Raw genomic sequence first — 13,280 nt, 5'->3', positions numbered from 1 at the left:
CTAGACCTTCACCTTGTCGCGAACCCGGGCGTCGAGCAGTGCGTAGCAGGCATCGATGACGATGTTGAGCACGAATATGCTCACCGCGGTCAACAACACGGCCGCCTGCAGAACAGCGAAATCTCTCTGCAGGATGGCGTCGATCATCAGTTTTCCGATGCCGGGCCAGCCGAAGATGGCCTCGACGACCACCGCGCCGTTGACGAGCCCGACCATGAGGTCGCCGGCAACGGTCAGCGCCGGTGCAGCGGCGTTGCGCAGAGCGTGGTGGGTGACCACTCGAAGATCGCCTGCCCCTTTGCTTCTCGCGAGGCGAACGTAGGGGGCCGACAGAGCCGAGACCATCGCGCCGCGCACCACCTGTGTCAGGACGCCGAGAGGGCGAATGAGCAGGGTGGCGATCGGCAGCACCCAGGAGAGCATTCCGCTGTCGACGCCCGAGGTGGGCAGCCAGCCGAACAGGATGGCGAAGACGTAGACACCCATGATGGCGAACCAGAAATCGGGGATGGACGCGGCCGTCATCGACAGCAGGCTCGAGATGCGATCGGCCAGCGAGTTGGGTCGGTAGGCAGCCCAGCACCCGATGATCACAGCGCCGAGGATGGCGAGGAACATCGTCGCGAACGCCAACTGCAGCGTCGCGGGGAACGCGCGTAGTGCCATCGCCGACGCGTCCTCACCGGTGCGCAGCGACTGCCCGAAGTCCAGTTGAACGACGCCCTTGAAGTAGTCCATCAGTTGCGTCAGGACCGGCTGGTCGAAGCCGTTGGTGGCGCGGAACGCCTCGCGTTGCGCCTGGGTTGCAGACTCGGGCAGGTACAGGCTGGTGGGGTCGCCGGTGAGCCGAGCGAGGAAGAACACGCCCAGCAGAACGACGAACAGCGGGATCAGGCTGGTGTAGATCCGTCGGCGCAGGAATCTGAACATGTCAGGGCCTCTCGGTGTCGGCGCGGGTCATGGCGGCGAGGTGCATTTCGTCGACCGTGGCCGAGTTGGGGGTGTAATCGACCGAGGATGCTTTGGCGAGCACCCCGTTCATGTGCGCGATGTAGGCCATCTGCATGATGTCCTTCGGTTCGTCGGCGAAGACCTGCGCGTAGGCGGCCTGCCTGTCCTCGCCGGTGAGAGCCCCTGCGGCAGCGATCTTCCGGTCGAATTCAGCTGTGCCGTAGGCACTCTGGAATCCGTCACTGGTGAAGTACTGATCGACGGTGAACGCGGAGTCGCCGGCTTGATTGCCGTGCTGAATCACCAGCAGATACGGGCCGACGTCGGGGAACGGCCGCTCCTGGTACTCGGCGGTGCCTGCGGCGTCCATCATTTCGATCGTGACGTTCATGCCGATCTTGGACAGTGAGTTCTGGATGACCTCCACCGTCTCGTTGATCTTCGGGAACTGCCCGGTGCGTCCGATCAGGCGGATCTCGGTATCGACGGGTACTCCATCGGCCCGGGCCTCGTCGATCAGTGTGCGGGCCTTGTCCATGTCGTAGGGCCACGGTGTCAAGTCCTCGTTGAAGCCGACGACACCCTCGGAGATCAATTGTTCTGCAGGGGAACCGAGTCCACGGAACAGTGCCTTGACGATGCCCTCGCGATTGATGGCGTAGTTGATCGCCTGGCGTACGCGCATGTCGTCCAGGGGCGGTTGCATGGCCTGGATGCGCAACGCCGTGGTTTCGTTGTTGGGGTACGCGACTCCCAGATCGCCTGCACCGTCCTCCGGTCCGACCGAGGTGGCGATCTCGGCCTCACCGTTGGTGACCATCGATGCGCGAACGCTGCCCTCGCTGCGCCACTGGTACTCGGCCCTGGCGTACTCGGGCTTCGGGCCCCAGTAGGTTTCGTTGCGCACCAGCGAGAGCTTCTGACCGTAGTCCCAGCGCTCGATCGCGAACGGTCCCGTTCCGATGGGTTCGCGTACCCGCTCGGTGTAGCTCGAGGTGCGGGGCACCATCTCCACGAACGAGAGCCGAAGCGGCAGAATGGGATCGGGCTCGGGCGACTGCACGGTCAGCGTCATCGGGTCGACTGCGGTGACCACCAGGTTCGCGTCGCCGAACACGTACCCCTCGACGTTGCAGCCCAGCTCGGAATTGACGGTGCGATCGATCGAGAACGCGGCGTCCTCGGCCTCGAAGGGACTGCCGTCGCTGAACGTCACGCCGGGGTGGATGGTGAACGTCCATTCGGTGTCGGAGGTCTGCTCCCAGGAGTCGGCGAGCTTGGGCTCGAGATCGCCGGTGCTGGGGTTGCGTTCCATGAGCGGCTCGGTGATGTTCGAGCGCGTCACCACACCCACCGACGTCAACGAGACGTCGCAGGCTTCGAGGGTCGGCGGCTCCTGCGGCAGAACGATGCGAAGAGTATCTGCGCGGGCGGCTCCGCCGTTGTTGGAGTTGGCGACGGTGCATCCGCTCGCCACAAGTGAAAGTGACAGCGCGCCAACGGCTATTACGGCGACGCGGTGGGTCCGTCCCTGCTGCACGAAGAGTGCAGGGCTCATGGTGGCCTCCAGTGGGAAAAGGATCCGCGTCTGCAAGTCGCAGCCGAATCTGTGACGGTAGACACACGGTATGAGCGGGCCATCTCCACCGTCAACCGGACGAAATCGACTTTTCGACCAGTTCTGTGGGTCACAGTCACGGCATGACTGCGGTCCGAGTCACAGCATTGCTGGACTGACCAGGCAAGATGCACGACGACCCCGGCAGGGCTGCATCGGCGACGCGTCGTCCATGCCGTTTGGGTATCGGTCCATGTTATTTCCGTGTTGGACAGGTATTCGAAGGGCGGCATACCGTACAGGAAACGTGCACGCTCCACCATCTCGCGAGGAGAACCATGGTCACCGTCAGCTCGCAGAAAACCTCTGTGTCTCAATCCGATTCGCAACGAGGCGGTCGAGTTCTCCGAGTGGGACCGCTGAAGCCGTCGTTGATGAACACCTTGGTTGCCGAGTACGACGCGCTGGAACTGCCCGAGGGCGACGATCGCGACGAGTTCCTGTCCGAGCACGGTGCGTCGATCTCTGCGGTGGTCACCTCCGGCCGCACCGGCGTCGATGCTGCGTTGATGGAACGGTTGCCGCAGCTCGGAGCCGTTGTGAACTTCGGCGTCGGCTACGACACCACCGACGTCGACGCGGCAGCCGAACGCGGCGTCGTCGTCAGCAACACCCCCGACGTGTTGACGGACTGTGTGGCCGACCTCGCCGTCGGTCTGGTGATCGACACCGTGCGCGGCCTGTCCTCGGCCGAGCGATTCGTGCGCGCCGGCCGCTGGCCCACCGAGGGCAACACGCCACTGACGCGTCAGGTCACCGGAAAGCGCGTCGGAATAATCGGACTGGGTCGCATCGGCTCGGCAATTGCCCATCGGCTCAACGGTTTTCGCTGCGAGATCTCGTACCACAATCGCAACGAGATAGACGGTTCGCCCTACGTTTACGCTGCCAGCCCGACAGCGCTCGCCGAGAACGTCGACGTACTGATCATCGCCGCATCCGGCGGTTCGGGGACTGCGCATCTGGTCGATCGCGCAGTGCTCGAAGCTCTGGGACCGCAGGGATATCTGATCAACGTGGCCCGCGGAAGCGTCGTCGACGAGGGGGCGCTCATCGAGTTGCTCGCAGCGGGGCAGCTCGCCGGAGCCGGCCTGGACGTGTTCGCCCACGAACCGGACGTGCCCGACGCTCTGGTGGCGATGGACAACGTGGTGCTGCTGCCGCACGTGGGTAGCGCGACGGTGGAGACGCGGGCCGCGATGGAAGCGCTCACGCTCGAGAACCTCGATCGCTTTCTGGCCGACGGCACCCTCGTCACTCCGGTGACGCAGTGACCGTCGTCGTCGGTTACTCGCCGACCACCGAGGGAAAAGGCGCACTGCCATTCGCATTTCGCGAGGCACACATGCGTGGGACGGACCTGATCGTCGTCGCCGAGGACAGCAGTGCATCCGATGCCGACTTCGGTGCGGCCGTCGAATCTGCCCGCGAGGAGGCGTCGGCCATCGGGGTGACGACGAAAATTCACGACAACGAAGCGGGCCGCTCGCATGCCGACAATCTGATCGACCTGTCGTTCGAGGAGCAGACGCAACTGGTCGTCATCGGCATCAGGCGTCGATCACCCGTCGGAAAGCTGTTCATGGGCAGCATCTCTCAGCGCGTTCTCCTCGAGGCGCACTGCCCGGTGACGGCCGTCAAGCCGCCGGTGGGGACACAGCGTTGAGTGCGCTTCATCGGCGGGTCCTGCCGTGTCGAATCAACACCGCGATACCCAGTCCGATCAGGGTCAGAATCAATGGTGCAACTATCGCCATGTTCGAGCCGATCGCAGTGAACAAGATGAACGCCGCGAGAGCCGCGAGGAAGTACACAGCAGCGAAACGCGGTGTCCAGAAAACAGTGTCCATCGGGCCCTCCTGAGTGAGAAGCGATGTGGCGGCGTCCGAAACCTTTACCGGAAGCCGCACTGGTAAATCCTAAGTCAAAGTAACGACCGTCCGCCACCCCTGTCATGCAGACGATCCATCTATCCAAGAATCTCGCGTAGCGATTTCTCGAACCTCGCTGGTGCTCGAATTGGCATGTCGATTTCGTGTCGGTGGGTCGGGCTACGGTTTACGTACTCACGGGGGAGAGCGTGGCGGGAGCGTCCGGCGATCTGACGCCAACGGCTCGGCCAGGTCCCCACCCACGATGTCTCGACCCCATCTGGAAGGAACCTGCCAGGTGCCAGCACAAGCCTGGATCACCCTCATCGTCGGTTTGATTGCCGTCGTCGGCGTGGTGGGAACCGTCAGCCAGCGCACTCGGGCGGACAACCGTTCTCAATCCTGGCAACGCATCACCTGGTGCCTCGAGAGGACCGTCAGCGAGAACGACGACGAAGCCGCACTCGGCTGGAAAGTGTTCGGCACCGTTGCCACGACTCCGTTCATCGCGCGCTCCGATCGCGACACGCTGCAGGCGATCGCAGATCTCACCGTGAAGCCACAGGACTACCTGGCGGAACCTGCCGAAACCGGCGACAATGAAAACGACACAGAGACGGAGAACCCCCGATGACCACCACCGAGAACCGCCCCGCGGGCCGTGGACGCTCGATGAAAGTCCGGTCCGCAGCCGCCGAAGCATCCATCAAGCTCCGCGAGTACGACAAGAAGCCCGTCCCACAATGGCTCCGTGACGTCGCAGCTGGCAAAGACACCAAGCCGCCCAAAGATTGAGCAACCCACGAACCCGACAAGGCCCGCTCCCAACCAGGTGCGGGCCTTCGTCGGCTTTCGAGGCGCGCCGTATTCACACGAGCACTCGACCGAGACCGGCTTCGGGCACTGTCGAACCACGGCTCGATCAGCGTCGCGTCACGACCACTCCCGCGTCGGCAGCACATCGGTCATGAAGCGGTGCAGTGCCGGATTGTCGTTGTCCACTCTCCATGCCGCGTCGAGTTCGACGGGGCGTTCCTTGACCGTCCGAACCGGCCGGAACACAACACCTTCCGGCCGCATGGTCGATGCCGACTCCGGTACCAGTGCCAATCCGATTCCGGAACGAACGAGCACCAGCATCGTGTGCACCTGGGTCACGTACTGCACGTAGCGCGGAGACACCCCGACGATGGTGAAGGTACTGATCAGCAGTTCGTGGAAGTACCGCGCGTCGACCGGCGAATACATGATGATCGGCTGCTCGTCGAAGTCCTCCACCGACAGTTCGCTCTTCTCGGCCAGCGGATGAGTGTCGGGCATCGCCGCGATCAACGACTCGTGCAGTACCGGCCGCGACGCGATGCCCGGACGCTTGAGCGGTGGCCTGGCCAACCCGAGATCGATATCGCCGACGGCCAAGGACTCCATCTGCACCGCCGAGACCATTTCGCGTAGAACGAGTTTCACGTCGGGCAACTTCTCGCGTGCGGCGTCGAGCAGCTGCGGTAGCACCGCATGCGCCGATGCGCCGGTGAATCCGACGACGACGGTCCCCAGGTCTCCGGTGGGGACACGTCGCACAGTGAGGAGGGCGCCCTCGGCGAGGTCGAGGATGCGTCGGGCCTCGGGAAGGAATGCCAATCCCGCGGCCGTCAGGGTCACCGATCGGCTGGTGCGGTCGATCAGCTGGACCCCGACCTCGCTTTCGAGCTGTTGGATCTGCCTGCTCAGGGGCGGCTGCGTCATGTGCAGACGTTCGGCAGCGCGGCCGAAGTGCAGTTCCTCGGCGACGGCGATGAAGCAGGACAACCTGTTGAGCGAGAACATCGATTCATTCCTTGCATCGCGCTGGCGGTTCCGGCATGCCTTGTCATATCAATCTAGCGGAGAGCCGACAGTGGCGACGAGTAGCAACCTTCCCTCCGGTAAGAGTAGAGTCGCCCGCGCAGGACGTCCCCTGCACTCATCGAATGGAGCCGTCGTGTCTCGAGCTGCCCAGGTGCCTGCCACCGCCGTCGAAGACGTCTCGGTGCTGGGTGCATTGCGCTCGCCGAAGCGACTGAAGACCGAAGTGCTCGCAGGCCTGGTCGTGGCGCTGGCGTTGATTCCGGAGGCCATTTCGTTCTCGATCATCGCCGGCGTGGATCCGCGCGTCGGGCTGTTCGCGTCGTTCACCATGGCCGTCACCATCTCCATCGTCGGCGGCCGGCCGGCGATGATCTCCGCGGCCACCGGAGCGATTGCGCTGGTCGTCGCTCCCTTGGCACGCGAGTACGGGCTCGACTATCTGATCGCAGCGGTGATTCTCGGCGGAGTGCTGCAGGTCGTGCTCAGCGTTCTCGGTGTCGCGAAGTTGATGCGATTCATTCCGCGCAGCGTGATGGTCGGATTCGTCAACGCGCTGGCGATCCTGATCTTCAGCTCCCAGGTGCCGTACCTGATCGGGGTGCCGTGGTTGGTCTACCCGATGGTCGCCGTGGGCCTGCTCATCATGTTCTTCCTGCCCAAGCTGACGACCATCGTGCCGGCACCGCTGATCGCGATCGTGATACTCACCGGCGTCACACTCGTCTTCGCGTTGGCAGTTCCGGATGTGGGCGACGAGGGTGAGCTGCCGTCCTCGCTGCCGTCGTTCCTGATTCCGGACGTGCCGTTCACGTTCGACACACTGTCGATCATCGCGCCGTTCGCACTTGCGATCGCGCTCGTCGGCCTGCTGGAGTCTCTGATGACGGCCAAGCTCGTCGACGACATCACCGATTCGCATTCCGACAAGACCCGCGAGGGTTGGGGCCAGGGCGTGGCGAATCTGGTCACCGGATTCACCGGCGGCATGGGCGGTTGCGCGATGATCGGCCAGACCATGATCAACGTCAAGGTCTCCGGTGCGCGTACGCGGATCTCGACATTCTTGGCCGGAGTCTTCCTGCTGATCCTGGTCGTCGGTCTCGGCGACATCGTCGCGCTCATTCCGATGGCCGCACTCGTCGCGGTGATGATCATGGTCTCCATCGGCACCTTCGACTGGCACAGCATTCATCCGAAGACGTTGCGGCGCATGCCCAAGAGCGAGACCCTCGTCATGGTGGCCACGGTCGCGGTCACCGTCGTCACCCACAACCTCGCGTACGGCGTGTTGGTCGGTGTGGTCACCGCGATGGTGTTGTTCGCTCGACGGGTCGCGCATCTGACCGAGGTGGTCGATGTGGCTCATCCCGACGAGGACACTCGCGTGTATGCGGTGAAGGGTGAGTTGTTCTTCGCGTCGAGCAACGATCTGATCTATCAGTTCGACTACGTGGGGGATCCGAAGAACGTCGTCATCGACATGTCCGAGTCGCACATCTGGGACGCGTCGACCGTCGCGACCCTCGACGCCATCACCACCAAGTACGCCGCGAAGGGCAAGACGGTGGAGATCGTCGGCCTGAACGCGTCGTCGATCGAGCGGCACGACCGCCTCAGTGGAAACCTCGGTGCCGAACACTGACTAGGGTGGGCGATCGAGGAGAGGCGGCACATGGCAGACGACGGCATGCACATGCAGATCGGACAGGTAGCTCAGAGAACCGAGCTGTCCATCCGTACGGTGCGTCACTACGACGACGTCGGCCTGGTCACGCCCTCTGCTCGGACCGTCGGCGGCTTCCGGCTGTACACCGAGTCCGATGTCGAACGCCTGCTCGTCATTCGCCGCATGAAGCCCCTGGACTTCACGTTGGCCGAGATGAAGCAGCTACTGGAATCTCTCGATGTTCTGGGCGACGCGAACGCGACCGACGGCGATCGGTCGTCGGCCGCGGCTTTCGTTCGTGAATGCCACGCCAAGGCAGAGGAAAGCTGCCGCACGTTGCGGCGGCAGCTCGCCTACGCCGAGGAACTGACCGAGGTGCTGTCGACTCGCGGGGCAGCAGCCCGGAGCGAGTAGGTTCGGCTCTAGCGGCCGAAGCTACTGCATCCGGGTCGAACCGGAATTCCCGCGAGGCGGTCGTCCAACCACGCGAATGCACCGGGAGCTCCACTGCCGGCAACGATGCTGTGCTCACCCAGGTATTCCTCGAGGCGGACGTCGGCTCCGCGTGAACACCACTTGTCGAACACGGCCTCGGGACCTTCCTTCGGAATCCAGAACTCCTGCTGTCCGTGATACACGAACACCGGTGCCGTCGGGGTTCCGCCGTCTCCCAATCGATTCTGATCGGCAACCGCGAGCGCCAGCGGCGAATCGAACGCATCGGGAGTGATGGACAGTGACTCGATGCGGATCGGAGCAACGATTCCGAACGGTGCAATCCCGACGATGCACAGGTCCTTCGACGCCTGTGCGAGCCGCCACCCGTCGTCGTTGTAGAGCGACAGCATCTCCGGGTACTCGCGCGCAACGCCCATCGCTGCCGCGAGGAACACCGCCGACGCTGCGTTGCCGTTCATGGACTGACGTAGCAGTGCGAAGTCGGTGGGCGTTCCGCCGAACGCTGCGCCGACGATGTTCAGTTCGGGGGCGTAGGCTGGAGCCTCCTGCACGGCCCAGCCCGATGCGATCGCCCCACCCGAGTAGCCCGTAATACCCAGGGGCGCAGTCGGATCGAGGCCGACCGCGGCGGTCGTGACCGCGCCGCGCAGACCGTCGAGTACGGCGTGCGCCGCCATCGGTCCGACGGCGTACGCATGGCGTGGCCCCTGGTGGTCGGTGACTACGACGGCGTAGCCCCGCGCCAGAAGCAGCTGCACGGGCGCCAATTCCGGAGCGATGCCCCGTTGCATGGTCCACGATGGCTCACACGTGGCGCCGAGCGAATCGATGGCCATGTTGTAGGCAACAACAGGGCGCGGACCCGGCGAGGTCCAGGGTGTGGTCGGGACTATGACGCTGGTGACGATGGCAGCGGGGCGGTCCTTCGCGTCGGTCGAGGCGACCAGCAGTTGGGTGGTGGTGACCGGGGTGACAAGTGGTCCGACGGTGACGCTGCGGGTCCGCAGAACTGTTCCGGGAGCGGCTGTTTCGTATCCGGGCGGCGGAACGACCCACGGATCGTCGAGCGGTGTCGCGGCGATCGATTCGGCGGTTCGCGGTGGATTTTGGAAATCGCCGAGTGGATCGGCACCCGCCGACCATTGCCCGCCCGACACCACCAACGAAACCGCAGCGACCGCCGCTGCACACCGACGGCCGAACTTCGCGAACTTCCCCATCTGAGACCCCCCGGTCCAAGTTCCGGGTCGTTACCGGAGCTTTCCAAACGACTCTAGGGGCCGGAATCATCTACAGGGGCCGAACGCACTATTTTCTCGGATCGAACCATGATGAATTGCTTCGGCGTCACGTCACCTCGCCACTCACACGAGACGCTTTAGCCGTCGACGACCACCGGGACGATGAGGGGCTGACGGCCCAGGGTCTGCTTGGCCCACCGCGCCGATTCCTGCACGATGCGCTTCTCGATGTGCTCGCGTGAGGCGACGTTCCCGTCGCTCTCGCGCGTGAGGGTCTTGCCGATCGCCTTCGCCAGTGAGTCGAAAGCGTTTGCCTCGTGGGCGAATCCGCGTCCGATGAAGTCGACGTCGTCGACCAGCAGGCCGGTGTCGGGGTCCACGATCGCGATGACCGTCAGCACGCCCTCGTTCGCGAGCAGGCGACGTTCGGCCAACGAATCCTCTGTCACACCGCCGACGGCACTGCCGTCGACGTAGATCAGTTCGATGGGTACGGAGCCGGTGATCTGCGCGACGCCGTCGAACAGATCGATGACGCTTCCGTTCTCGGCGATCAACACTCGATCGCGGGGAACGCCGGTCCTGATCGCGAGATCGGCGTTGGCGCGCAGATGCCGCGACTCACCGTGTACGGGAAGCACATTGGCGGGTTCGAGAATGTTGTAGCAGTAGACGAGCTCACCTGCGCTGGCGTGACCGGAGACGTGCACCTTGGCATTTCCCTTGTGCACCACGCGCGCGCCCTTGTCGACGAGGCCGTTGATGACGCGGTAGATCGCGTTCTCGTTTCCGGGAATGAGGCTGCTCGCCATCAGCACGGTGTCGCCGTCGCCGACCTTGATCTGATGCTCACCCGACGCCATCCGCGACAGCGCCGCGAGAGGCTCGCCCTGCGATCCGGTGCAGATCAGCGTGATCTTGTTCGCCGGGAGTCTGTTGAGCTTCGGTAGATCGACGACGAGCCCGTCGGGCACATCGAGGTAATTCAGATCGGTCGCAATCTTCATGTTGCGCACCATCGATCGGCCCACGAACGCAACCTTGCGGCCCTGCGCATGCGCGGCGTCGAGTACCTGTTGAATGCGGTGCACGTGACTGGCGAAGCTCGAGACGATCACGCGCCCCGTCGTTTCGCGGAACACCTTCTCGATGGCCGGGACCAGATCGCGTTCGGAGACCATGAACCCGGGAACTTCGGCGTTGGTGGAGTCGACGAGGAGCAGATCGAGCCCTTCCTCGCCGAGGCGTGCGAAGCTGCGGAGATCGGTGATCCGGCCGTCCAGCGGGAACTGGTCCATCTTGAAGTCGCCGGTGTGCAGCACCAATCCGGCGTCGGTGCGGATGGCGATGGCGAGACCGTCGGGAATCGAGTGGTTGACGGCGATGAATTCGAGCTCGAACGGGCCTTCCTGACGGGTTTGGCCCGCCTCGACCTCGATCAGCTTTGTCGAGACCTTGAACTCCTCGAACTTGGCAGCGAGGAAGTGCAGTGTCAGACGTGACGAGATGACGGGGATGTCGCCGCGCTCGCGCAGCAGGTACGGGACGCCACCGATGTGGTCCTCGTGACCGTGGGTGAGGACGATCGCGACGACGTCGTCGAGACGATCGCGGATGCAACTCCAGTCGGGGAGGATCACGTCGACGCCGGGCTGGTGCTCTTCGGGGAACAGGACGCCGCAGTCGACGATCAGCAGTTTTCCGTCGTATTCGAAGACGGTCATGTTCCGACCGATCTCGCCGAGACCGCCGGTCGCGATCACGCGAAGGTGCCCTGCCTGGAGCGCGGAGGAGGATCGCTTTCTCGGTGCGGCGGGGGATCTGCGGTTCCGTGGTGATCTCGACATGCCTCTTACGCTACGGGGGGCCTCCGACCTGGTGTCGACCCCGGTCCGAAGACTGCCGATTTGCGTCAACTCTACTGTTGCGTAAGAGTAGGGATCAGTTTCCCGACTGTTTCTCCCCTACCTGATGTGTGCGGGACGCGTGAGATGCCCATCGGGCTCCACGAACAAAGCCTTCGGGCGCAGCGATGCGCCCACCCATGGATGAGAGCGGCCGTTGGTCGGCACGTGAAGTCCATCGATCACGAATGGAGAGATATGAGCGACTCCGCCGAGCGGATTCCTACCGTCATGGGTGCCCTGCGGTCCCCCCGAATGCTCAAAACCGAGGTGCTGGCCGGCCTGGTTGTCGCGTTGGCGCTGATTCCCGAGGCCATAGCCTTCTCGATCATTGCCGGTGTCGATCCGCGAGTGGGCCTGTTCGCGTCCTTCACGATGGCCGTGTCCATCGCATTCCTCGGCGGTCGCCCCGCGATGATCTCCGCGGCCACCGGTGCGATTGCGCTGGTCATCGCTCCGGTCGCCAAGCAGTACGGCCTCGACTACTTCATCGCCACCGTCATCCTCGCCGGCATCCTCCAGGTGGTTTTCGGTCTTCTCGGCGTTGCCAAGCTGATGCGCTTCATTCCTCGCAGCGTCATGGTGGGCTTCGTCAACGCACTGGCAATTCTGATCTTCACCTCGCAGTTCCCGTCGCTCATCGGAGTTCCGTGGCTGGTGTACCCGCTGGTGGCCGTCGGTCTGTTGATCATGTTCTTGCTTCCGAAGGTCACCTCCGTCGTTCCCGCACCGCTGGTCGCCATCGTGCTGCTGACCGTTGCTGTGGTGGTGTTCGCGCTGAACGTCCCCGATGTCGGCGGCGAGGGCGAGCTGCCGTCGAGCCTGCCCGCACTGCTGTTTCCCGACGTGCCGCTGAACCTCGAAACCTTGAGCATCATCGCTCCGTACGCGTTGGCCATGGCCATCGTCGGTTTGCTCGAGTCGCTGCTCACCGCCAAGCTCGTCGACGACGTCACCGACACGCACTCGAACAAGACCCGGGAAAGCTGGGGCCAGGGCGCAGCCAACGTCATCACCGGCTTCTTCGGCGGCATGGGTGGTTGCGCGATGGTCGGCCAGACGATGATCAACGTCAAGGCCTCGGGTGCCCGGACGCGCATCTCGACGTTCCTCGCCGGTGTGTTTCTCTTGATCCTCGTGGTCGGACTCGGCGATGTCGTGGCGTTGATTCCGATGGCCGCTCTGGCGGCCGTCATGGTCATGGTCGCGATCGGGACGATGGATTGGCACAGCATTCATCCGAAGACGTTGCGGCGCATGCCCAAAAGTGAAACGGCAGTCATGCTGGCAACCGTGGTCGTCACCGTCGCCACCCACAACCTGGCCTACGGAGTCGTGGTTGGAGTGGTCACCGCGATGGTGTTGTTCGCCCGCAGGGTCGCCCACCTGACCGAGGTCGTCGATGTGGCCCATCCCGACGAGGAGACTCGGGTGTATGCGGTGAAGGGGGAGTTGTTCTTCGCGTCGAGCAACGATCTGGTCTATCAGTTCGACTACGTGGGGGATCCGAAGAACGTCGTCATCGACATGTCCGAGTCGCACATCTGGGACGCATCCACCGTCGCGACCCTCGATGCCATCACCTCGAAGTACGAGGCGAAGGGAAAGCACGCCCGGATCATCGGACTGAACGCCGCATCTGCCGAACGGCACGTTCGATTGAGTGGGCAGCTGTCCGGCGGGCACTGACGCAGCAAGTCCGGTTCCGAAACCATTGCGGAA

13 protein-coding genes are annotated in these 13,280 nt (G+C 63.8%); 7 read left to right on the top strand and 6 right to left on the bottom strand.

Annotation, left to right across the window (positions count from 1 at the left end; genetic code table 11):
• Positions 1-930 (bottom strand): ABC transporter permease, encoded by a 930-nt coding sequence (locus tag AB0362_RS07960; RefSeq protein ID WP_068048905.1) that lies wholly within the window; start codon positions 928-930, stop codon positions 1-3.
• A 1-nt stretch (position 931) separates the two neighbouring features.
• The gene (locus tag AB0362_RS07955; RefSeq protein ID WP_366235405.1) at positions 932-2,509 is read right to left on the bottom strand and encodes an ABC transporter substrate-binding protein; all 1,578 of its coding nucleotides are present in this window, start codon (positions 2,507-2,509) and stop codon (positions 932-934) included.
• Positions 2,510-2,847: 338 nt separating this feature from the next.
• Here AB0362_RS07955 and AB0362_RS07950 point away from each other — a divergent pair, with 338 nt between their 5' ends.
• The gene (locus tag AB0362_RS07950; RefSeq protein ID WP_366235404.1) at positions 2,848-3,843 is read left to right on the top strand and encodes a 2-hydroxyacid dehydrogenase; all 996 of its coding nucleotides are present in this window, start codon (positions 2,848-2,850) and stop codon (positions 3,841-3,843) included.
• Complete coding sequence (locus AB0362_RS07945; RefSeq protein WP_366235403.1) at positions 3,840-4,235, top strand: universal stress protein; 396 nt, start codon at positions 3,840-3,842, stop codon at positions 4,233-4,235. Before AB0362_RS07950 ends, AB0362_RS07945 begins: the two co-directional genes overlap by 4 nt.
• A 7-nt stretch (positions 4,236-4,242) precedes the next feature.
• Here the strand turns inward: AB0362_RS07945 and AB0362_RS07940 are convergent, their stop codons facing one another.
• On the bottom strand, positions 4,243-4,419 hold the full coding sequence (locus AB0362_RS07940) for a hypothetical protein (RefSeq protein WP_188078738.1): 177 nt from the start codon (positions 4,417-4,419) through the stop codon (positions 4,243-4,245).
• 319 nt (positions 4,420-4,738) lie between these two features.
• Here AB0362_RS07940 and AB0362_RS07935 point away from each other — a divergent pair, with 319 nt between their 5' ends.
• The gene (locus AB0362_RS07935; protein WP_366235402.1) at positions 4,739-5,074 is read left to right on the top strand and encodes a hypothetical protein; all 336 of its coding nucleotides are present in this window, start codon (positions 4,739-4,741) and stop codon (positions 5,072-5,074) included.
• Entirely contained in the window at positions 5,071-5,235 is a 165-nt protein-coding gene (locus AB0362_RS07930; RefSeq protein ID WP_188078739.1) for a hypothetical protein, read from the top strand. Before AB0362_RS07935 ends, AB0362_RS07930 begins: the two co-directional genes overlap by 4 nt.
• Positions 5,236-5,373: 138 nt before the next feature.
• Here AB0362_RS07930 and AB0362_RS07925 read toward each other — a convergent pair whose 3' ends face one another.
• The gene (locus AB0362_RS07925; protein ID WP_068048920.1) at positions 5,374-6,267 is read right to left on the bottom strand and encodes a LysR substrate-binding domain-containing protein; all 894 of its coding nucleotides are present in this window, start codon (positions 6,265-6,267) and stop codon (positions 5,374-5,376) included.
• A 154-nt stretch (positions 6,268-6,421) separates the two neighbouring features.
• Here AB0362_RS07925 and AB0362_RS07920 point away from each other — a divergent pair, with 154 nt between their 5' ends.
• Both AB0362_RS07920 and AB0362_RS07915 read left to right on the top strand, forming a co-directional pair.
• Positions 6,422-7,930 carry a SulP family inorganic anion transporter gene (locus tag AB0362_RS07920; protein WP_269595170.1) on the top strand — a complete coding sequence of 503 codons (1,509 nt, stop codon included), beginning with the start codon at positions 6,422-6,424 and terminating at the stop codon, positions 7,928-7,930.
• 30 nt (positions 7,931-7,960) lie between these two features.
• The gene (locus tag AB0362_RS07915) at positions 7,961-8,368 is read left to right on the top strand and encodes a MerR family transcriptional regulator (protein WP_366235401.1); all 408 of its coding nucleotides are present in this window, start codon (positions 7,961-7,963) and stop codon (positions 8,366-8,368) included.
• Positions 8,369-8,376: 8 nt separating this feature from the next.
• Here the strand turns inward: AB0362_RS07915 and AB0362_RS07910 are convergent, their stop codons facing one another.
• Positions 8,377-9,633, bottom strand: coding sequence for a lipase family protein (locus AB0362_RS07910; RefSeq protein WP_366235400.1), 1,257 nt, complete (start codon positions 9,631-9,633; stop codon positions 8,377-8,379).
• A 158-nt stretch (positions 9,634-9,791) separates the two neighbouring features.
• Positions 9,792-11,417: a ribonuclease J gene (locus tag AB0362_RS07905; RefSeq protein WP_094640472.1), complete on the bottom strand. Its 1,626-nt coding sequence runs from the start codon at positions 11,415-11,417 to the stop codon at positions 9,792-9,794.
• A gap of 339 nt (positions 11,418-11,756) precedes the next feature.
• Here AB0362_RS07905 and AB0362_RS07900 point away from each other — a divergent pair, with 339 nt between their 5' ends.
• Positions 11,757-13,247 carry a SulP family inorganic anion transporter gene (locus tag AB0362_RS07900; protein WP_366235399.1) on the top strand — a complete coding sequence of 497 codons (1,491 nt, stop codon included), beginning with the start codon at positions 11,757-11,759 and terminating at the stop codon, positions 13,245-13,247.
• The last annotated feature ends 33 nt before the right edge of the window (positions 13,248-13,280 follow it).

Origin of the sequence: Rhodococcus sp. NPDC079359 (genome assembly GCF_040702585.1) — a bacterium.
Lineage (GTDB): Bacteria > Actinomycetota > Actinomycetes > Mycobacteriales > Mycobacteriaceae > Rhodococcoides.
This window is presented reverse-complemented; position numbering and strand designations above follow the sequence as displayed.

Excerpts from the sequence above, each read along its gene's own strand:
- AB0362_RS07960 (WP_068048905.1), bottom strand. The coding sequence starts at position 930 with ATGTTCAGATTCCTGCGCCGACGGATCTACACCAGCCTGATCCCGCTG.
- AB0362_RS07955 (WP_366235405.1), bottom strand. The coding sequence starts at position 2,509 with ATGAGCCCTGCACTCTTCGTGCAGCAGGGACGGACCCACCGCGTCGCC.
- AB0362_RS07950 (WP_366235404.1), top strand. The coding sequence starts at position 2,848 with ATGGTCACCGTCAGCTCGCAGAAAACCTCTGTGTCTCAATCCGATTCG.
- AB0362_RS07940 (WP_188078738.1), bottom strand. The coding sequence starts at position 4,419 with ATGGACACTGTTTTCTGGACACCGCGTTTCGCTGCTGTGTACTTCCTC.
- AB0362_RS07930 (WP_188078739.1), top strand. The coding sequence starts at position 5,071 with ATGACCACCACCGAGAACCGCCCCGCGGGCCGTGGACGCTCGATGAAA.
- AB0362_RS07925 (WP_068048920.1), bottom strand. The coding sequence starts at position 6,267 with ATGTTCTCGCTCAACAGGTTGTCCTGCTTCATCGCCGTCGCCGAGGAA.
- AB0362_RS07915 (WP_366235401.1), top strand. The coding sequence starts at position 7,961 with ATGGCAGACGACGGCATGCACATGCAGATCGGACAGGTAGCTCAGAGA.
- AB0362_RS07910 (WP_366235400.1), bottom strand. The coding sequence starts at position 9,633 with ATGGGGAAGTTCGCGAAGTTCGGCCGTCGGTGTGCAGCGGCGGTCGCT.
- AB0362_RS07900 (WP_366235399.1), top strand. The coding sequence starts at position 11,757 with ATGAGCGACTCCGCCGAGCGGATTCCTACCGTCATGGGTGCCCTGCGG.